Here is a 19,420-nt window from a genome sequence, read left to right on the forward strand (position 1 = left end):
CAAGCGCGAAGGGAACGAATAATACCCTGGGGGGTATTCGAAAGGGCGTGCCGGGCCCGGGGCGTCGTCCACCGGACAGAGGCGCCCCGGTCGGGCGGTCGGGCGGTCGGGAGGTAAGGCGGTCGGACGGCCGGGCCGTCGGGCGGCTCGGACGGCTCAGGCGGTCAGCGAGGCGAACGCCGTGCGCAGGCGGGCGACCGCGTCGTCGGCGATGCCGGCCAGTTCGGGGCGGCCGGTGAACTGCACCATCAGCTGCGGGTCCATGGCCTCGACCAGGACGGCCGTCCCGTCGGGGGCGGTGCGCAGGACGACGTTGCAGGGCAGCAGCAGGCCGATCCGGCGGTCGGCCTCCAGGGCGCGGTGGGCGAGCGGGGGGTTGCAGGCGCCGAGGACCAGGTAGTCCTCCAGCTCGACGCCGAGCTTGGCGCGCAGGGTGGCGGTCATGTCGATCTCGGTGAGGATGCCGAAGCCCTGCTCGGCGAGGGCCGCGCGGACCCGGTCGGCGGCCTCCGCGAAGGTGGTGCCGGTGAGCGTGGCGGTGATGCCGCCGGGGTGGGCGTCCGAGGGCGCGTGGGTGTTCGCCATGTCGTCGAACCTCTCTCGTCGATACCCCCCTGGGTATTCAACCGTACGCCCGGTGCAACCCGGACACCGGGAGGCGCATTCCCCGGCGCGGCGCGGACGTCCCGTGAGCTGCGTCGCACCCGGCCGCCCGGCCGCCCGGCAGCCCGGCCGGAGGGGTCAACCGCCGTAGCGGTGGCGGAGGTTGGGGTCGTCCAGCCACCAGGGCCGGTCTCCGGCGGGGGCGTCGGCCCCGGTCGCCCCGGCCGTCGTCGCCGCCACCGCCCTGGCCTCCTCCGCGGCGTCCAGGGCGGCGTCCACCGCCGCCGTCTCGGCGCGCCCGGTGACGATCAGGCGGCGGATCAGCGCGCACAGGAAGGGCAGGCCGACCAGGTCGCCGAGGATCCAGATCGCGTTGCCGCCGACGAACTGGTCGCGGGCGAGCGTCGGCCCCCAGTCGCGGGCCAGGCCCGCGTAGTACGGCTCGGCGATCACGTGGCCGCCGTACAGCAGCACCAGGGCGAGGGCGGCGTCGAAGACCACCTCGACGAAGGTGATCACCACGCCGATCATCAGCGGGTACGCGTGCGCGACCGGGTCCAGCTGCAGGCGGGGCCAGAAGTAGAGCAGGCCGATCAGCACCAGGACCAGGTGGAAGGCGGTGTTCCCGAGCGGGTCGGTGAGCGTCCGTCCGTACAGCGGCGTGAAGTACAGCAGCCAGGGCGGCGCGACCAGCAGCACGGTGGACACCAGCGGGAACATCAGCACCCGGGAGGTCCGGCCGGACAGCGCGGCCCGCAGCCGGGCGCGGCCCGCCGCCGGCAGCGCGTCGGCCAGCAGCGAGACCGGCGCGCCCAGCGCGAGCAGCATCGGCACCAGCATCAGCAGCAGGACCAGCTGCACCGCGCGGTCGGCGAACAGCACCCGCTCGTACGCGCCGAGGCCGGAGCAGGTGGTCCAGACCCAGACCGCCAGCCCGCCCAGGAAGGCCGCGGTGCGGTGCCAGGGCCACGGGCCGTCCCCGTCGGCCCCGCCGGTGCGACGGCGGCGGCGGACGCCGGCCAGGTAGCCCGCCGCGAGCAGCGCGGACAGGGCGGCCACCGCCGGTTCCAGGGTCCAGGTGTCGGCCAGCGCCGACCAGTGCCAGGGCGCGACGGCCGCGGGGTGGGTCATGCCGGTGGTCCTCCTTCGGGCGGCGGTTGCCGAGCGCGGGGCCCATCCGGGACCCGGGCGCCGTCGCGGGGCCGGGCCCGCAACCGCGGACCCGGCTCCGACGTCTACACCGCTGTAGAATCTACCGAGTGGGGGAGCCGAGGTGGAAACCGCCCCGCGCAGCGCGGGCCGACGCCGTGCCGCACACCGCCGTCGCCGCGAACTCGCCCTGCTGCTGCTCGCGGTGGCGGTCTGCCTGGCGGCCTGGACCGGCGCGAGCCTCGCCCTGCGCGACGCCCTCCCGCCCGGCCTGCTCCCCTACGGCGCCGGCCTCGGCGCGCTCGCCCTGCTGCTGCACCTCGCCGTCCGCCGCTTCGCCCCGTACGCGGACCCGCTGATCCTGCCGCTCGCGGTCCTCCTCAGCGGCTTCGGGCTGGTCCTGCTCGACCGCCTCGACTACTCGTACCGGCTCTGGCACGCCGACAAGGGCGACTGGCAGAAGCTCCCCGCCGCGCCCGGCCAGGTGCAGTGGACGGTGATCGCCGCGCTGCTGGCCGTCGGGGTGCTGGCCGCGGTCCGGCACCACCGGCTGTTCCAGAAGTACGTCTACCTGATCATGACGGGCGCGCTGGTGCTGCTGGCCGCGCCCGCGTTCTTCCCCGGGGACAGCTTCGGCGCCAAGCGGTGGATCCGCCTCGGCGGGCTCTCCTTCGAGCCCGACGAGTTCGTCAAGGTCGCCATCGCGGTCTTCTTCGCCGGCTACCTGACCGCCAACCGGGACGCCCTCGCGCTCACCGGCCGCCGGGTCTGGGGCCTGCAACTGCCGCGCGGCCGCAACCTCGGACCGGTGCTGGCGATCTGGGCGGTCAGCCTGCTGGTGCTGGTCTTCGAACGCGACCTCGGCACCTCGCTGATCTTCTTCGGCGTCTTCGTGGTGATGCTCTACACCGCCACCGAACGCACCGGGTGGGTGGTCATCGGCCTGCTGATGGCCGTCGGCGGCGCCGCCGTGGTCGGCGACCTCGAACCCCACGTGCACGGCCGGGTCGAAGCCTGGCTGCACCCCCTCGACATCTACCGGCCCGTCCACGACCCGGCCCTGATCTCCCAGCAGCCCGCCCAGGCGCTCTTCGGCCTCGGCTCCGGGGCGTCCTTGGCACCGGCCTCGGCCAGGGCCGCCCGTTCCTGATCGGCTTCGCCGGGCGCAGCGACTTCATCTTCACCACCGTCGGCGAAGAACTCGGCCTGGCCGGCTCGATGGCCGTCCTGCTGCTCTACGGCCTGCTGGTGCAGCGCGCCCTGCGCACCGCCGTGGCCGTCACCGACCCGTTCGGCAAACTCCTCGCCACCGGCCTCGCCGCCGCCCTCGCGCTCCAGGTCTTCGTCGTGGTCGGCGGCGTCACCGGCCTCATCCCGCTCACCGGCAAGGCCCTGCCCTACCTCGCCGCCGGCGGCTCCTCGCTCACCGCCAACTGGCTGCTGACCGCCGTCCTGATCAAGCTCTCCGACGCCGCCGGCCGGGCCGAACTGGAACCGGCTCCGACCTGACGGACGGCAAGTCCCGTGCGGTAAGCGGCACTCGGCCGGTCAGTTCGGCTGGAGGGCCGCCAGTGAGGCCACCGCCAGCGCGGTGGCCCGTTCGGTGGTCGGCCGGTACGGGGCGCCGGACTCCAGGGCGGTGACGGCCGCGTTCACCAGGCCCTGGAGCAGTTGCGCGGTGCGCAGCGGCGCCCGGTCGCCGAGCTCGGAGAGCGCGGTGACCAGCGGCGACAGCAGCTTGCGGTGGGCGTCCCCGGCGGCCTCGCGCAGCGCCACCGCGTCCCGGTCACCGGCCAGCGCGCGGGCGATCCGGTGCTCGCCGTCCCGCACCAGCTCGCACTGGGCGCGCACGTACGCGGCGACCTGCTGCTCGGGGGTGCGGGCGGCGGCCATCGCGGCGGCGATCCGCTCGGTCCACAGCGGGGTGGACTCGTGCACGACGGCGGCCAGCAGCGCCGCCCGGTCCGGGAAGTACTTGTACACGCTGTTGCGGGCCAGGCCGGTGCGGCGGGCGACGGCGGCGAAGGTCACCGCGGCGCCGTCGCCCTCGGCCTCCAGCAGTTCGCGGGCGGCCGTGACCAGCGCCCGGTACTGCTGGGCGCGGTGGTCGGCGACGGTGGAGGCACTGATCTTCGGCACCCGCCCAGTCTAGGAGCCGGCCCCGTCAGTCCGGCCGGGACCCCAATTTGGGGACGGTGCGTCGCCATGCCCTATGTTGGGGACGCATCGTCCCCAACCTGGAAGGAGCGCGGTGTACCTCGCCCTGCTCGAACTCAAGGCCGCCCGCGGCCGTTTCCTGCTCATGGGCTGCGTCGTCCTGCTGGTCGCCGCCCTGGTCGGGATCGTCTCCGGATTCACCACCGGCCTCGGCGACGACACGGTCTCCGCCCTGCGCCGCCTGCCCGCCACCCACCTGGCGTTCTCCCCGGACGCCGGGACCGACCAGTTCGCCCGCAGCCTCGTCCCCGCCGAGACGCTCGACCGCTGGCGCCGGCAGCCCGGCGTCCGGGCCGCCCCGCTCGGCGTCTCCCTCACCCGCGGCACCACCGACCGGCACACCGAGGTCGACCTCGCCGCGTTCGGCGTCGACCCCGGCTCCTTCCTCGACCCCGGCGCCGAGGACGGCCAACGCCTCGGCGGCGACGACCAGTTGGTCATCTCCCGGAAACTCGCCGAGGAGGGCGTGCGGATCGGCGACACCCTCACCGTCGATCGGCTCGGCATCGCCCTCAAGGTCACCGGCATCACCGGCCGCTCCTCCTACGGCCACGTCCCGGCCGGCTACGTCACCACCGCCACCTGGCAGCGCATCCGCTTCACCACCCCCGGCGCCACCACCCCCGCCACCGCCCTCCCGCAGCAGTACGCCGCGATCGCCCTGCAGACCGACGACCGAGGCCGACTCGCCGACGCCGACCGCCGGTTCGGCACCCGCACGCTCACCGTCGAGCAGGCGTACGCGGCCGCCCCCGGCTACACCGGCGAACGCGTCACCATGACGTCCATCCAGTTCTTCCTCCACCTGATCGCCCCGCTGGTGGTCGGCGCCTTCTTCGGCGTCTGGACGGTCCAGCGCCAACCCGAACTCGCCCTGCTGCGCGCCATGGGCGCCTCCCGCCGCCGCCTGCTCGGCCACACCCTCGCCCAGGCCGCCGCCGTCGTCCTCGGCGGCACCCTGGCCGGCGCCGCGCTCGCCTCCGCGGTCGGACTGCTGGTCGGCACCGAAGTCCCGTTCAGCCTCCCGGGGTCGTCCCTCGCAGCCACCATGGGCGCCGTCGCCCTCGCCGCCCTCGCCGGGGCCGCCCTCACCCTCCGCCGGGTCGCCAAGGCCGACCCGATGACCATGCTGGGAGCCGGACGATGACCGAACTCACCCTGCGCGGCGTCAGCGTCGCCCTCGGCCGCGGCGACGCCCGCACCCCCGTCCTGCACGGCGTCGACGCCACCTGCGCCCCCGGCGTCCTCACCGCCCTGGTCGGCCCCTCCGGCTCCGGCAAGTCCACCCTGCTCGCCGTCGCAGGCGCCCTGCTCCGCCCCGACGAAGGCCGAGTCCTGCTCGGCACAACCGACTTGGCGGCACTCGGCGACGCCGAACGGGCCGGAGTGCGACGCGAACGGATCGGCTACATGTTCCAGAGCGGCAACCTGCTCACCGGCCTCACCGCCGTCGAACAACTCCTCGCCGCCGCCTCCGTGGCCGGCCGCCCCGCCAGGCGGCTGCGCGCCGCGGCGGAACACGCCCTCACCGAAGTCGGCCTCACCCACCGCCTCCACCACCGCGCCGACCGGCTCTCCGGCGGCGAACGCCAACGCGTCGCCCTCGCCCGGGCCCTCTTCCTCGAACCCGACCTGCTCCTGATCGACGAACCCACCGCCGCCGTCGACCGCTCCCAAGCCGCCGCCCTCACCACCCTCATCGCCACCACCGCCCAACGCCGCCACTGCGCCGCCCTGGTCGCCACCCACGACCCGATCGTCGCCGAGGCCGCCGGAGCGACCATCGCCATGGCAGGGCTGTAAACGGCGAGCACGGCCAACTGCCGCGCCAGGCCCAGCGAGAGCCAGGGGCGCGGGGAACTGCGCGGCCGACCGAGCACGCACAGCCGGATCGCCCCGCAGGACAGTGTGTTGCACTATCCCGCGACCGCACCGACGTGCGACTCCCGCCGCGCGCAGTTCCCCGCGCCCCCGCTTTCGCGTCCGCCGCTTTCGCGCCCGTCGCTTTCGCGCCCGTCAGCGCGCAGCGCTGTTGCGTTCCGCGGACCTCTCGCTGCGCGAAGCGTCCAGCATCCCCACCCGCTCGACGACCTTCACCCGCTCGCGGCCCTCGGCCGCGCCGAGGGCCTTCTCGTGGGCGTCCAGGTGGTGCCAGCCCTCCCAGGTGGTGAAGTCGACGCCGCGGTCGCGCAGGAAGTCGAGGACGGCGTCCTCGGCGGGTTCGGCCGCCTCGCGCAGGAGGCCGGCGGCCTGGTCGGCGACCAGGCAGGCGACGGTCTCGTTGGCGTCGCCCTTGGTGTGGCCGATCAGGCCGACGGGGCCGCGCTTGATCCAGCCGGTGACGTAGACGGAGGGCAGGTGGGCGCCGTTCTCCTGGACCCGGCCGGCCTGGTGCGGGACGGTCGAGGTGAGGGCGTCGAAGGGCAGCTTGGGCAGTTCGTCGGAGCGGTAGCCGACCGCCCGGTAGACGGACTGGACGGGCCATTCGCGGAAGGCGCCGGTGCCCACGGTGTTGCCGGTGCCGTCGAGTTCGGTGCGCTCGGTGCGCAGCGCGACGACCTTGCCGTCCTCGCCGAGCACCTCGACCGGGTTCTCGAAGAAGTGCAGGTGGATGCGGTGCGGCCGGTCGCCGACGTCGCGGATCGCCCAGTTCTCCAGCGTCGAGGCGACCATGTCGGCCTGCTTGTTGGCGCGCCGGGTGGCGATCGAGCCCTCGTCGTAGTCGATGTCCTCGGGGTCGACGACGACCTCGATGGTGGGGGAGTGGTCGAGTTCGCGCAGTTCCATCGGCGAGAACTTGGCCTGGGCGGGGCCGCGCCGGCCGAACACGTGCACCTCGACGGCGCGGTTCGCGGCCAGGCCCTCGTACACGTTCGGCGGGATCTCGGTGGGCAGCAGCTCGTCCGCGGTCTTGGCGAGGATCCGGGCGACGTCGAGCGCGACGTTGCCGACGCCGAGGACGGCGACCTGTTCGGCCTCCAGCGGCCAGGTGCGCGGGACCTCGGGGTGGCCGTCGTACCAGGAGACGAAGTCGGCGGCGCCGTAGGAGCCGTCGAGTTCGATGCCGGGGATGTTCAGGTCGCGGTCGGCCTCGGCGCCGGTGGCGAAGACCAGGGCGTCGTAGAAGCGGTGCAGTTCGTCGAGCGAGAGGTCGCCGGGGTAGTCGACGTTGCCGAGCAGGCGGACCTGGGGCTTGTCGAGGACCTGGTGGAGGGCGGTGACGATGCCCTTGATCCGGGGGTGGTCGGGGGCGACGCCGTAGCGGATCAGGCCGAAGGGGGCGGGCAGGCGTTCGATCAGGTCGATCGAGACGCCGGGCGCGGCGGCGAGGTCGGACTTCAGCAGCGCGTCGGCGGCGTAGATCCCGGCGGGGCCGGAACCGACGATGGCCACCCGGACGGGGCGGGGCATGGGCAGGTACTCCTGTTCGACTCGGGGCGCGTACCGCTCAGCCTTCCGGCCGGCGGGCGCGCCCGGTACGGTGCTCCGGCTTATGCCGTCATAAGCCGAAACTATGGCCCCCCAAAGTTCCGCCTATGCGGAAACCCCGTTCCCCCAGCATGCACCAGCCCCCGCGCAACCCCTCCCCGCGGTCCGCCCGCGGTCCGCCCGCAGTCCGCCCGCAGTCCGCTCGGCAACCGCCCGCGAGCCACCCGCGGACCGCTCGGCAACCGCCCGCGAAGCGCTCGCGGGCCACCGGAGGATCACTCGTAGCGCAGCCGCAGCGACTCCTCCTCGGCGGCCACCACCTGCTCCAGGGTGAGCGCCGGGTCGCCCAGGTGGGAGAGGGTGACCTCGGCCGAGCTGGGCGCCGCGTCCGCCGGCAGCCAGCGTTCGGGGCGCCAGGCGGCGGAGCGCAGCAGGGCCTTGGGGCAGTGCCCGTAGACCTCGTCGGCGGCCACCACGATCGCGGTGCGCGGCGGCTTCCCCACCGGCGTCAGCCGCGCCAGCAGTTCCGGGTCCTCGCTGACGCAGGCCCGCCCGTTGACCCGCAGGGTGGCCTCCCGGCCGGGGACGACGAAGAGCAGCCCGGCCCTCCCGGTGGCGGCGATGTTGTGCAGGCTGTCCAGCCGCCGGTTGCCGGTGGCGTCGGGGATCGCCAGGGTGTGCTCGTCCAGCACCGCGACGAAGCCGGGCGGGCCGCCGCGGGGCGTGGCGTCGCAGTTGCCGTCGGCGTCGGCGGTGGCGACGAACACCAGGGACGAGCAGCCGATCAGCCGGCGGGCCGCCTCGTGCAGGCGGTCCACCTGCTTGCGCCGCACCATCGCGCTCGGCTGCTCGTACAGGGCCCGCAGGCGGACCGGTTCGCGGATCGCGTCCGCGGCGAGGGCGTCGAAGATCACGTGTCCCGACGCTACCGCCGCTCACACCCCGTCGGCAGGGGGGTCTCAGACCTGCAGCGGCACCGGGTGCACCTCGTCCGCCGGGTGTCCGGTGCGCTCGTGCACGCGCTGCACGGCCTCCCGGGACGGGGCGGAGGACAGGCAGTAGACCGTGCCCGAGTCCGGGTCGGCCCAGGCCTGCCGGAACTCCACGCCCTCCTCGCCCTGCGCGGCCAGGTCCGCCTCGTGGGCGGCCTTCAACTGGTCGGCGGTGATGCCGGCCATCCCGTGGTGGACGTCCATGAACATCGTCATGCCGGTTCAACTCCTCGGCCGGGAGTCCTCCGTACGGAGAACTATTCCCTCCCACCGTGCGCCGCGGGCGTGAAGCAGGCCACAGGTCGCGTCCTTGCGGCCGGAGTACCGGCGCGTGCAACAATGTGGATGCAGTACCAGTGACGTTCAGCGCACTCCGGGGTCGGTGAAAATCCGAACCGGCGGTTACAGTCCGCGACCCGTCCGCAGCCAGCGGCCGGTTGACCAGGTGAAATTCCTGGACCGACGGTTAAAGTCCGGATGGGAGGCGTGCGCGGCGGATCAGGCGTGTCATCACCGCGGCCCACCCGAGGGCCGGGGTGCGGAGCAGGACGGCAGCGAACCCGTGCCGGGCGAGGACGCCCAGGCATCCCGGGGGAGCCGCGTCCGGCATGCCGTCCGCAGTCAACTCCCATGAGCCGCCCCGGAGTCCGCGCCCCAAGCGCGAGGAGAACCCGGGTGTTCACCGGCATCATCGAAGAGCTCGGCGAGGTCGTCTCCATCGAGGAGATCGGCGAGTCCTCCCGAATCCGCCTGCGCGGCCCCGTCGTGACGGCCGACGCCCGGCACGGCGACTCCATCGCGGTCAACGGCGTCTGTCTCACCGTCCTCGACGGCAACGAGCAACTCGCCGACCGCGACGGCGAGTTCAGCGCCGACGTGATGCGCGAGACGCTGCAGCGCTCCAGCCTCGGCGTGCTGCGCCCCGGCTCCCGGGTCAACCTGGAACGGGCGATGGCGCTCGGCGCCCGGCTCGGCGGCCACCTGGTGCAGGGGCACGTCGACGCCACCGGCACGCTGCTCTCCCGGGAGCCCGGCGACCTCGACGCGGACGGGAATCCGCGCTGGGAGGTGCTGCGTTTCACCCTGCCGCAGCCGATCTCGCGCTACCTGGTGGAGAAGGGGTCGATCACCGTGGACGGAGTGAGCCTCACCGTCGTCGAGGCGGCCCCCGACTCGTTCACCGTCTCGCTGATCCCCGCCACGCTGGAACTCACCACGCTGGGCGCCAAGCAGGTCGGCGAGCCGGTCAACCTCGAGGTGGACGTCCTCGCCAAGTACGTCGAGCGGCTGCTCGACACCCGCGCGCTGCCCGACACCCTGGGAGGGTCCGAGTGAGCTCGTTCGCCGAACTGACCTTCACCGCCTTCGGCGAGCAGGTGAAGGTCGCCGACATGGTCGGCAACCTGATAGGCCTGACCGGCCTGGTCCTCGGCTGGCGCCGCTCGGTGCTGACCTGGCCCGTCCAGCTGCTGGCCGGCGCGGTGCTGATCACCGCCTTCTGGAACAGCCACATGCCCGGTCTGATCGGCAAGCAGGCGATCGTCGTGGTCGCCTCGGTCTGGGGCTGGACGCAGTGGCGGCGCGACCGCCGCGACACCGGCCAGGTCGAGGTGCGCTTCGCGACCTGGACCGAGCGGGCCGTGCTGGTGGCCGCCACCGCGGCCGGCACCGCCGCCGTCGCCTGGCTCTTCCACCTCAACCCGAAGCTGTCCTACGCCCCGCTGTTCGACGCCTACATCTTCGTCGGCACGCTGGCCGCGATGTACGCCCAGGCCCGCGGCTGGGTCGAGTTCTGGTTCGCCTGGCTGGCCGTCGACCTGATCGGCGTGCCCTACGCGTACCAGCACGGCTACTCCTTCACCGCCCTGACCTTCACCGTCTACTTCGTCCTGGTGGTGGCCGGCCTGGTCAGCTGGTGGACGAAGGCCCGGACGGACCGCACCGCCCCGCTCGCCAAGGGAGTCACCGCATGAGCACCGAGCCCGCCGCCCAGCCGCTCGCCCTCGACCCGGTCGAGCGGGCCGTCGCCGACATCGCGCTCGGCCGCGCCGTGATCGTGGTCGACGACGAGGACCGCGAGAACGAGGGCGACATCGTCTTCGCCGCCTCGGCCGCCACCCCCGAGCTGCTCGCCTTCACCGTCCGCTACTCCTCGGGCGTGATCTGCGTCCCGATGACCGGCACGGAGCTGGACCGGCTCGAACTCCCGCCGATGACCCGGGTCAACCAGGATCGCAAGGGCACCGCGTACGCCGTCTCGGTGGACGCCCGCGACGGCGTGGACACCGGCATCTCGGCCGCCGACCGGGCCCGCACCGTCAAGCTGCTCGCCTCCGCCGGCACCTCGCCCGCCGACCTGACCCGCCCCGGCCACGTCTTCCCGCTGCGCGCGGTCGAGGGCGGCGTGCTGGTCCGCCCCGGCCACACCGAGGCCGCCGTCGACCTGGCCCGGCTGGCCGGCCTCCCGCCGGCCGGCGGCATCGCCGAGGTGGTCAACGACGACGGCACCATGGCCCGGCTGCCCGAACTGCACGCCTTCGCCCGCGAGCACGGCCTGGCGATCATCTCGATCGAGGACCTGATCGCCTACCGCCGCCGCACCGAACTGCACGTCGACCGCGCCGCCGTCACCCGACTGCCCACCGAGCACGGCGAGTTCACCGCCGTCGGCTACCGCGGCACGATCGACGGCACCGAGCACCTGGCCCTGGTGGCCGGCGGCCTGGGCGCGGACGGCCGGCTCCCCGACGGCGAGGACGTGCTGGTCCGGCTGCACTCCGAGTGCCTGACCGGCGACGTGTTCGGCTCGCTGCGCTGCGACTGCGGCCCCCAGCTGCAGTCCTCGCTGGCCGCCGTCGCCGCGGCCGGCCGCGGCGTGGTGCTCTACCTGCGCGGCCACGAGGGCCGCGGCATCGGCCTGGCCCACAAGCTGCGCGCCTACCAGCTCCAGGAGCAGGGCCTGGACACCGTCGACGCCAACCTCGACCAGGGCCTGCCCGCCGACGCCCGCGACTACTCGATCGGCGCGCAGATGCTCACCGACCTCGGCGTCCGCTCGCTGACCCTGCTCAGCAACAACCCGGCCAAGCAGACCGCGCTCACCGAGCACGGCCTCAAGGTCGCCGCCCGCCGCCCGCTGCCCACCGCCGCGGGCGAGCACAACCTGCGCTACCTGCGCACCAAGCGCGACCGGATGGGCCACGACCTGCCGTGGCTCGACGACGACGTCAAGTAAGCACCCCCGCAAGACCCCTGAACGACAGTCAGCAACGCACACCAGTGACGCGCACCAGCGAGGCGTGTCAGCAACGAACAGAGGAAGACGAACATGGCCGGCCACGGAGCCCCCGTCCTGTCCCCGGAGACCCTGGAGAACACCGCCGACCTGCGGGTCGCGGTGGTCGCCGCGCAGTGGCACCAGCAGGTGATGGACGGCCTGCTGGACGGCGCCCGGCGCGCCCTGGCGGAGCTCGGCGTGGACGGCGGCGCCACCGTGCTGCACGTCCCCGGCACCTTCGAGCTGCCGGTCGCCGCCAAGCGGCTGGCCGACGCCGGCTACGACGCGGTGGTCGCGCTGGGCGTGGTGATCCGCGGTGGCACCCCGCACTTCGACTACGTCTGCCAGGGCGCCACCCTCGGCCTGACCCAGGTGTCGGTGGACACCGGCGTCCCGGTCGGCTTCGGCGTGCTCACCTGTGACACCGAGCAGCAGGCGCTGGACCGGGCCGGGCTGCCCGGCTCCGCCGAGGACAAGGGCCACGAGGCGGTCACCGCGGCCGTGGCCACCGCCGCCGCGCTCCGTGCCCTCGCCAAGGCCCGGAGCTAGTCCCTCGCCGAGGCCCCGGGCCCGGGCCCCCGGGGCCGGCCGGCCGTCCATCCGACTGTCCACGGTGCGAAACCGTTTACCGTCCGTCAGCCCGCACCCCGTAAGGTGAGCTCATCATGGCTTCCAAGACATTCGAGGAGCTCTTCACCGAGCTCCAGCAGAAGGCCGCCACCGGCGACCCCGCGACCTCCCGCACCGCCCAGCTCGTGCAGCAGGGCGTCCACGCGATCGGCAAGAAGGTCGTCGAGGAGGCCGCCGAGGTCTGGATGGCCGCCGAGTACCAGTCGCCCGAGGAGGCGGCGGAGGAGATCTCGCAGCTCCTCTACCACGTCCAGGTGATGATGCTCGCCCGCGGGCTGACGCTCGAAGACGTCTACAAGTACCTCTAGTCCCACCTCCATTGATCGCCAACGCGAAGGGTTCGCCTCTCATGCTCCGCATCGCCGTCCCCAACAAGGGTTCGCTCTCGGGTCCCGCGGCGGAGATGCTCCATGAGGCCGGTTACCGGCAGCGCAAGGAGGCCAAGGAGCTCGTCCTGGTCGACCCGGACAACCAGGTCGAGTTCTTCTTCCTGCGCCCGCGCGACATCGCCGTCTACGTCGGCTCCGGCCGGCTCGACGTCGGCATCACCGGCCGCGACCTGCTGCTCGACTCGGCCTCCGAGGCCGAGGAGGTGCTGGCGCTCGGCTTCGCCGGCTCGACCTTCCGGTTCGCCCGGCCGGTCGGCGCCGAGATCGCCGGGGTCCAGGACCTGGACGGCCTGCGGATCGCCACCTCGTACACCGGCCTGGTCGAGCAGCACCTCGCCGAGCACGGCGTGAAGGCCACCGTCACCAAGCTGGACGGCGCGGTCGAGACGGCCGTGCACCTGGGCGTCGCCGACGTGATCGCCGACGTGGTGGAGACCGGCACCAGCCTGCGCAACGCGGGCCTGGAGGTGTTCGGCGACCCGATCCTGGTCTCCGACGCCGTGGTGATCCGCCCCAAGGGCGCCGGCGAGGACGCCGCGGTCGAGCAGTTCCTGCGCCGCCTGCAGGGCGTGCTGGTGGCCCGCCGCTACGTGCTGATGGACTACGACATCCGGGCCGGGAAGGTCAGCGAGGCCGTCGCCCTCACGCCTGGCCTGGAGTCGCCGACCGTCTCGCCGCTGCACACCGAGGGCTGGGTCGCGGTCCGCTCGATGGTGCTCCGCAAGGAGGCGCAGCGGATCATGGACGACCTGTGGGCGATCGGCGCCCGCGCCATCCTGGTCACCAACATCCACGCCTGCCGCATCTGACCCGCCACCGGACGGGGGCCACCACCCCTGGCCCCCGTCCCCCCTGGAGCCACCCGTGTCCACCGCCACCCCCGTCGCCCTGCCCGTGACCTGGGCGCCCCGCCGCAACCGCGCCGTGCTGTACGCGCTGTGCGCCGTGATGCTGGTGCTGTTCTCCGTGCTCGCCGTGGTCCTGCCGGAGAGCTGGCAGTTCAACGACCGGGTGATGATGGCCTGCTCCGGCCTGCTGTTCGCCGCGGTCGGCCTGATGCTGGCCCGCCCCAAGGTGGTCGCCGACCCCGAGGGCCTGACGGTGGTCAACTTCGTCCGCAGCCGCCGGCTGTCCTGGGCCGAGGTGGTCCGGGTCAACTTCAAGGCCGGCGACCCCTGGGTGATGCTCGACCTCGCCGACGGCACCGCGCTGGCCGCGGTCGGCATCCAGCCCGGCGGCGGCCGCGCCCAGGCCATCGCCGCCGCCCGCAGCCTGCGCGACCTGGTCGAACAGCGCGGCAGCGGCGCCCGGCAGGGCTGACACGCCCCCGGACGGACGGGTCGAACGGGCCCGCAGAAGCGTTCGGGTATCGTCTACGCTGGTAAAACCGCGGCAAAGCCCGACCACAGGTCCGGGCTTCCCGCCTCCACCCGCGACCAGAGGAGTGACACCTCCCCTCGATGGACGACCCGTCCGGTAGTACCCGCGCCGCCACGCACGTTTCCAGCCGGGGAAGGCGGGCGGCCCGATGACCACCGCCTGGCTCCTGCTGCTCGCGGCCTTCCTGCTGATCCTCGCCAACGGCCTGTTCGTGGCCGCCGAGTTCGCGTTCGTGACCGCCGACCGCGGCACCGTCGAACGCGCCGCGGCCGCCGGCGACCGCAAGGCCGCGAGCCTGTCGAAGGCCCTGCACAAGCTGTCCTTCCAGCTCTCCGGCGCCCAGCTCGGCATCACCATCACCTCGCTGGTGGTCGGCATGCTCGCCGAACCGGCGCTCTCCACCCTGCTCAAGCCGGTGTTCACCGCCGTCGGCCTGCCCGACTCGGCGGCCCGCGGCACCGCGGTCCTGGTCGGCCTGGTGCTGGCCACCGTGATCCAGATGGTGATCGGCGAACTCGTCCCGAAGAACTGGGCGATCTCCCGCCCGATGCAGGTCGCCCACGCCGTGGTCGCCCCGCAGCGCGCCTTCTCCGCGGTCTGCCGCCCGCTGATCGCCTTCCTGAACGGCTCCGCCGACCGGATCGTCCGGGCCCTCGGCGTCGAACCGCAGGAGGAGCTCGGCCACGCCCGCACCGCCGACGAACTCGTCGCGCTGGCCCGGCACTCCTACCAGGCCGGCGTCATGGACGAGCAGTCCACCGCGCTGTTCGTCCGCACCCTGGGCCTGCGCGAGCTGACCGCCGAGTCCGTGATGACCCCGCGGATCGACGTCGCCGCCCTCCAGGAGGACGCCACCGCCACCGACGTGCTCAACCTCACCCGGGCCACCGGCCTGAGCCGCTTCCCGGTGTACGCCGACAGCCTCGACGAGGTCACCGGCACCGTCACCCTCAAGGACGCCCTCGCCGTCCCCGCCGGGCGCCGCGACCACACCAAGGTCCGCCACCTGGCCGCCCCGCCGCTGCTGGTCCCCGAGACCATGCCCGCCGAACGGCTGCTCGACCTGCTGCGCGGCCGCGAACCGATGGCCGTGGTGGTCGACGAGTACGGCGGCACCGCCGGCGTCGCCACCATCGAGGACATCGTCGAGGAGGTGGTCGGCGAGGTCCAGGACGAGCACGACCCCGCCGACACCCCCGACCTGCGCCCGCTCGCCCCGCGCGACGGACTGCCGGTCTGGGACGCCGACGGCCGGGCCCGGCTCGACCAGCTCGACAGGATCGGCCTGCACGCCCCCGACGGCCCCTACGAGACGCTCGGCGGCCTGCTCGCCGACCTGCTCGGCAAGCTCCCCGCCGTCGGCGAGCACGCCCACCTGCCCGGCTGGGAGCTGACGGTCACCGCCGTCGACCGGCACCGCACCAGCCGGGTCGAGGTCCGGCGCGTGCACGACGAGGACCACGAGGACCGGGACAACCACCGATGAGCGCCCTGCAACTCGCCTTCTCGCTGCTCCTGCTGCTCGGCAACGCCTTCTTCGTCGGCGCCGAGTTCGCCGTCATCTCGGTGCGCCGCAGCCAGATCGAACCGCTCGCCGAGGCCGGCGACAAGCGCGCCCGCACCGTGCTGCACGCGCTGTCCAACGTCTCCGCGATGCTGGCCGCCGCCCAACTCGGCATCACCGTCTGCTCGCTGCTGCTCGGCGCGCTCGCCGAACCCACCATCGCGCACCTGCTGGAACCCGCCTTCCACGCGCTCGGCGTCCCCGACTCGGCGATGCACCTGCTGAGCTACGCCATCGCGCTGAGCATCGTGGTGTTCCTGCACATGGTGGTCGGCGAGATGGTGCCGAAGAACCTGGCGCTGGCCGGACCGGAGAAGGCCGCGCTCTGGCTCGGCCCGCCGCTGGACCGCCTGGCCCGCTGGCTCGCCCCGTTCATCTCCTTCCTGAACGCCTTCGCCAACGGCGTGCTGCGGCTGTTCCGGGTCGAGCCCAAGGACGAGGTCGACTCGGTCGCCACCAGCGAGCAGATGCTGCTGATGCTCACCGACTCCGGCGAGGCCGGCCTGCTCGACGACAGCCGCCGCGAACGCCTGGAGGACGCCCTCGAGATGGGCAGCCGCCCGGTCACCGAGGTGCTGCTCGCCCCGGGGCAGCTGGTCACCGTCGGCCGCGAGGTCACCGGCGAGGAGATCCAGCGCCTCGCGGTGCGCACCGGCTTCTCCCGCTTCCCGGTCGCCGACCGGGACGGCACCGTGCTCGGCTACCTGCACGTCAAGGACTCGCTGGAGGTCGACGACCTCGCCGCCCCGATCCCGGACCGGCTGTGGCGTCCGATCACCGTGCTGCGCTCCGTGCTGCCGCTGGACGACGCGCTCGCCGTGATGCGCCGCGCCGCCGCCCACCTGGCCGCCGTGGTCGACCCCGACGGGCGCCAGCTCGGCCTGGTCGCCCTGGAGGACGTCCTGGAGGAACTGGTCGGCGAGGTGCACGACCCCGACCACCGCCCGCCCGCCGCCACCGCCCGCTGACCCCGCCCGGACGGCCGGACCCCGCCGACGGGTCCGGCCGTCCGTCGCCGCAGCGGGCGGGTCAGGCCACGGTGACCGTGACCTGGGTGAAGCCCAGCGAGCCCAGCAGGCCCGTCAGCATCGCCTTGGTGTTGTTCTCCGCGGTCACCGTCAGCCCGGTGTCCTTCGCCGCCTTGTCGATCTTCTCGACGGCCAGCAGCTCCACCTTGTGCTGGTCGTCGGAGGTGCTCGACGAGAACAGGTCGCCGAGCCGGTCGAACAGGCCGCGCTCCTGCGAGTACATGTAGGAGTTCTTGACGTCCAGCGCCGCTCCCGCGAGCTGCCCGTGCGGGATGGCGATGGCTGCCGTCCGTCGGTCGTCGGAGACCTTCACCGAGTCCGCCCCGAGCTTGCCGAGGTCCACGTACGCCTCGACGCTGCCCGCGCCCACGTACAGGCTGCGGGTGCCGAGGATCGCCGACGGGAGGAACTTCGCCTCGTTGGCGAGGTCCACGATGACCTGGAAGTTGCCGGTGGCCGCGTTGTAACGGCTCATGTTCTGGATGGACTTGAGCACCACCGGCTGGCTGCGGTCCACGGTCTTCTCGGCGAACGGGTTGGGCAACCCGGGCAGCCAGCCCAGGTTGGCCATCCCCAGGAACAGCGCCAGGATCACCGCCAGGGTGACCGGCAGCGAGACGTACCAGGGCACCCGGCGCCCGCCGGCCGTCCGGCCGCGCGGCTCCCGGTCCTCCCCGGTCCGCCGGAGCTCGCGCGTCCCGTCCTCGTCTCTCGGCGTCGGGTCCTCGTCGTCCGCCCGGTCCGCCCGGGCCTTCCCGAGGCCCTTCACTGCCGACCCTCGATCAGTTCCCCGTAGGCCTGCAGCAGGTCCGGCAGGCGCAGCGTCGCCAGGTCCTCCCGGGACGGGGCGCCGCGCTGGCCGGACAGCCGCAGGTCGCGGTAGGCGCAGGACTTCTCGTACAGGGTGCGGACGAAGCGGCCGTTGCCGAGCTGGTCGATCCAGCCCTCGGAGACGACGTGCCCGCAGATCGAGGACAGCTCCTCGGCCGCGTCCACGTCCCAGCCGTCGCCGTCGGCCTGCGCCAACTGCAGCCCGATGTCGGCGAGTTCGGCGGGACGGTAGGAGGGGAAGTCGACCCGGGTGGTGAATCGGGAGTTCAGGCCCGGGTTCGTTGCCAGTAGTCGATTCATGCCGTCCGGGTACCCCGCGAGGATGACAACCAACCTGTCCCGGTTGTCCTCCGCCCGCTTCAGGAGCACCTGCAGCGCCTCGTCGCCGTACGCGTCGCCCTTGCTGTAGCCGGAGTTGGCCAGCGAGTACGCCTCGTCTATGAACAGCACGCCGTCCAGCGCCGAGTCGATCAGCTCGTTCGCCTTCACCGCCGTCTGCCCCAGGAACTCGCCCACCAGGTCGGCCCGTTGGGCCTCCACCAGGTGGTCGCCGGAGAGCAGCCCGAGGGCGTGGAAGACCCGGCCGAGGATCCGCGCGACCGTGGTCTTGCCGGTGCCCGAGGGGCCGGAGAACACGAAGTGCCGCTTCGGCGGCTGCACCGGCAGCCCGCGTTCCGCGCGCAGCCGGGCCATCCGCAACTGCGCGGACAGCGCCCGCACCTGACGCTTGACCGGGTCGAGGCCGACCATCGCCTCCAGCTCGGCCAGCGCCCGGTCCAGCTCCAGCCGGGCGGCCGGGGCCGGGTTCGGCCCCGAGGGCGGAACGGCCTGCGCCGCGGGCCAGTCGGCCAGCCGCGGCGGCAGCGCCGGGGCGCCCGCGGCCCGTTCGGCCAGCTGGGCCCGGCCCGGCTCGGCCGCGGCCGGGCCGTCCCCCTCTTCCGCGCAGGCCTCCTCGCTGACCCCGCCCGAGCCGCCGCGGAACTCCACCGGCTCCAACTCCTCCAGCGGGCCGGGGCCGGGCGGCGCCGCCGCGCCCCGGTACTCGCCGAACGCCTCGCCGTCCAGCAGCCCGTCCTCGGCGGCGATCGCCGCGAGCCGCTGCTCGGTGTCCATGAACGCCGGGTCGGCCCGGTGCACCGCCCGGTACAGCGGCAGCGCCGCCACGCTGCGCCCGGCGCCCTCGTACGCCCGGGCCAGCCAGTAGCGCAGCTCCTTGCGCTGCGGCTGCTCGGAGCGGCAGCGGGCCAGCGAGGCGGCCAGCGGGCGCTGGGCCTGCGCGCACATGTCGAGGCGGACCCGCGCCATGCCCGCGAACAGGCCGGCCTCGATGCCCAGCACCGGGTCGTCCAGCAGGCGGTCGGTGTCCCGGATCAGCTGCTCCCAGTCCTTGAGCAGGTAGGAGCGGCAGGCGTGCAGGAAGCGCACCGCGGGCTCCTGCTCCGGGGCCGGACAGGCCGTCAGGGCCTGCTCCAGCTCGGCCAGGTGGCGGCCGTCCAGCCAGTGCGAGGCGTGCGCCAGCGCCAGGTCCTGCGGGGTCTCCAGCACCGGCTGCACCCACCAGCCCAGCCAGTACCAGGAGCTGAGCGGGCGGCGGTGGCGCTCGCGCTGCTCGCCGAAGCGGTCCCGGTGCCGGTGCATCGCCAGCAGGGCGCCGGCGGTGTCGCTGCGCAGCGCGTGCAGGCCGAGCCAGGCGTCGGCCATGCCCGGGTCGACGTAGACCGCGGCCCGGAACTCCTCCTCCGCGCGGGCGTACGAACCGGCCGTGTAGGCGTCCATGGCGCGCGACCAGGCGCGGTCGGCGTCCGGATCCGGACCCGCCGCGGCGGAACCCTTGCCGCCGGAACTCTCCACCGTCACTGACGCCCCCCGCCAGAACCTCGGGGCGCTCCTCTGCGCGCCTGCGTGGCATGGTACCGGCGCGGCGCTGATCC

At 73.7% G+C, this 19,420-nt stretch carries 19 protein-coding genes, 1 pseudogene and 1 riboswitch; of the genes and pseudogenes, 12 read left to right on the forward strand and 8 right to left on the reverse strand.

Features of this window, described 5'->3' with window-relative positions:
- Positions 1-156 precede the first annotated feature (156 nt).
- Both EDD39_RS19530 and EDD39_RS19535 read right to left on the reverse strand, forming a co-directional pair.
- A complete protein-coding gene (locus tag EDD39_RS19530) occupies positions 157-585 on the reverse strand; it encodes a DUF302 domain-containing protein (RefSeq protein ID WP_123557754.1) in 429 nt (142 codons plus the stop codon).
- A gap of 156 nt (positions 586-741) precedes the next feature.
- Positions 742-1,734, reverse strand: coding sequence for a cytochrome c oxidase assembly protein (locus tag EDD39_RS19535; RefSeq protein WP_123557756.1), 993 nt, complete (start codon positions 1,732-1,734; stop codon positions 742-744).
- A gap of 142 nt (positions 1,735-1,876) precedes the next feature.
- On the opposite strand from EDD39_RS19535, the pseudogene EDD39_RS19540 reads away from it, so the two are divergent.
- Positions 1,877-3,261 (forward strand): annotated as a pseudogene (locus tag EDD39_RS19540) (FtsW/RodA/SpoVE family cell cycle protein).
- 39 nt (positions 3,262-3,300) lie between these two features.
- Here EDD39_RS19540 and EDD39_RS19545 read toward each other — a convergent pair.
- Positions 3,301-3,891 (reverse strand): TetR/AcrR family transcriptional regulator, encoded by a 591-nt coding sequence (locus EDD39_RS19545; protein ID WP_123557758.1) that lies wholly within the window; start codon positions 3,889-3,891, stop codon positions 3,301-3,303.
- A gap of 112 nt (positions 3,892-4,003) precedes the next feature.
- On the opposite strand from EDD39_RS19545, the gene EDD39_RS19550 reads away from it, so the two are divergent.
- Complete coding sequence (locus tag EDD39_RS19550; RefSeq protein WP_123557761.1) at positions 4,004-5,116, forward strand: ABC transporter permease; 1,113 nt, start codon at positions 4,004-4,006, stop codon at positions 5,114-5,116.
- The gene (locus tag EDD39_RS19555; RefSeq protein WP_123557763.1) at positions 5,113-5,772 is read left to right on the forward strand and encodes an ABC transporter ATP-binding protein; all 660 of its coding nucleotides are present in this window, start codon (positions 5,113-5,115) and stop codon (positions 5,770-5,772) included. Before EDD39_RS19550 ends, EDD39_RS19555 begins: the two co-directional genes overlap by 4 nt.
- 213 nt (positions 5,773-5,985) lie before the next feature.
- Here EDD39_RS19555 and EDD39_RS19560 read toward each other — a convergent pair whose 3' ends face one another.
- From EDD39_RS19560 to EDD39_RS19570, 3 genes are all read right to left on the reverse strand, one after another.
- Positions 5,986-7,380 (reverse strand): FAD-dependent oxidoreductase, encoded by a 1,395-nt coding sequence (locus tag EDD39_RS19560; protein ID WP_123557765.1) that lies wholly within the window; start codon positions 7,378-7,380, stop codon positions 5,986-5,988.
- 293 nt (positions 7,381-7,673) lie between these two features.
- A complete protein-coding gene (locus tag EDD39_RS19565) occupies positions 7,674-8,312 on the reverse strand; it encodes an MSMEG_1061 family FMN-dependent PPOX-type flavoprotein (protein ID WP_244256809.1) in 639 nt (212 codons plus the stop codon).
- A gap of 45 nt (positions 8,313-8,357) precedes the next feature.
- Entirely contained in the window at positions 8,358-8,606 is a 249-nt protein-coding gene (locus EDD39_RS19570; RefSeq protein ID WP_123557767.1) for an SCO4226 family nickel-binding protein, read from the reverse strand.
- 149 nt (positions 8,607-8,755) lie between these two features.
- Positions 8,756-8,883: riboswitch (FMN riboswitch) on the forward strand.
- Positions 8,884-9,065: 182 nt separating this feature from the next.
- Between EDD39_RS19570 and EDD39_RS19575 the strand changes: the two genes are divergently transcribed.
- The 9 genes from EDD39_RS19575 (at position 9,066) to EDD39_RS19615 (ending at position 16,598) form a co-directional block, all read left to right on the forward strand.
- On the forward strand, positions 9,066-9,725 hold the full coding sequence (locus EDD39_RS19575; RefSeq protein ID WP_123557769.1) for a riboflavin synthase: 660 nt from the start codon (positions 9,066-9,068) through the stop codon (positions 9,723-9,725).
- A complete protein-coding gene (locus tag EDD39_RS19580) occupies positions 9,722-10,363 on the forward strand; it encodes a nicotinamide mononucleotide transporter family protein (protein WP_123557771.1) in 642 nt (213 codons plus the stop codon). Before EDD39_RS19575 ends, EDD39_RS19580 begins: the two co-directional genes overlap by 4 nt.
- A complete protein-coding gene (locus EDD39_RS19585; RefSeq protein WP_123557773.1) occupies positions 10,360-11,625 on the forward strand; it encodes a bifunctional 3,4-dihydroxy-2-butanone-4-phosphate synthase/GTP cyclohydrolase II in 1,266 nt (421 codons plus the stop codon). The genes EDD39_RS19580 and EDD39_RS19585 overlap by 4 nt, the downstream gene beginning before the upstream one ends.
- Before the next feature lie 93 nt (positions 11,626-11,718).
- Positions 11,719-12,216, forward strand: a complete 498-nt coding sequence (gene ribH, locus EDD39_RS19590) for a 6,7-dimethyl-8-ribityllumazine synthase (RefSeq protein ID WP_123557775.1) — start codon at positions 11,719-11,721, stop codon at positions 12,214-12,216.
- Between the two features lie 116 nt (positions 12,217-12,332).
- Positions 12,333-12,605 (forward strand): phosphoribosyl-ATP diphosphatase, encoded by a 273-nt coding sequence (locus EDD39_RS19595; RefSeq protein WP_030461409.1) that lies wholly within the window; start codon positions 12,333-12,335, stop codon positions 12,603-12,605.
- A gap of 41 nt (positions 12,606-12,646) precedes the next feature.
- Complete coding sequence (gene hisG / locus EDD39_RS19600) at positions 12,647-13,495, forward strand: ATP phosphoribosyltransferase (RefSeq protein WP_030461410.1); 849 nt, start codon at positions 12,647-12,649, stop codon at positions 13,493-13,495.
- Between the two features lie 55 nt (positions 13,496-13,550).
- On the forward strand, positions 13,551-14,006 hold the full coding sequence (locus EDD39_RS19605; protein WP_123557777.1) for a PH domain-containing protein: 456 nt from the start codon (positions 13,551-13,553) through the stop codon (positions 14,004-14,006).
- Positions 14,007-14,214: 208 nt separating this feature from the next.
- Entirely contained in the window at positions 14,215-15,552 is a 1,338-nt protein-coding gene (locus tag EDD39_RS19610) for a hemolysin family protein (protein ID WP_123557779.1), read from the forward strand.
- A complete protein-coding gene (locus EDD39_RS19615) occupies positions 15,549-16,598 on the forward strand; it encodes a hemolysin family protein (protein ID WP_123557781.1) in 1,050 nt (349 codons plus the stop codon). Before EDD39_RS19610 ends, EDD39_RS19615 begins: the two co-directional genes overlap by 4 nt.
- Positions 16,599-16,659: 61 nt before the next feature.
- Here EDD39_RS19615 and EDD39_RS19620 read toward each other — a convergent pair whose 3' ends face one another.
- On the reverse strand, positions 16,660-17,427 hold the full coding sequence (locus tag EDD39_RS19620; protein ID WP_244256810.1) for a DUF4230 domain-containing protein: 768 nt from the start codon (positions 17,425-17,427) through the stop codon (positions 16,660-16,662).
- The gene (locus tag EDD39_RS19625) at positions 17,424-19,265 is read right to left on the reverse strand and encodes an AAA family ATPase (protein WP_123560612.1); all 1,842 of its coding nucleotides are present in this window, start codon (positions 19,263-19,265) and stop codon (positions 17,424-17,426) included. Before EDD39_RS19625 ends, EDD39_RS19620 begins: the two co-directional genes overlap by 4 nt.
- Between the last annotated feature and the right edge of the window lie 155 nt (positions 19,266-19,420).

Source organism: Kitasatospora cineracea, from assembly GCF_003751605.1.
GTDB lineage: Bacteria > Actinomycetota > Actinomycetes > Streptomycetales > Streptomycetaceae > Kitasatospora > Kitasatospora cineracea.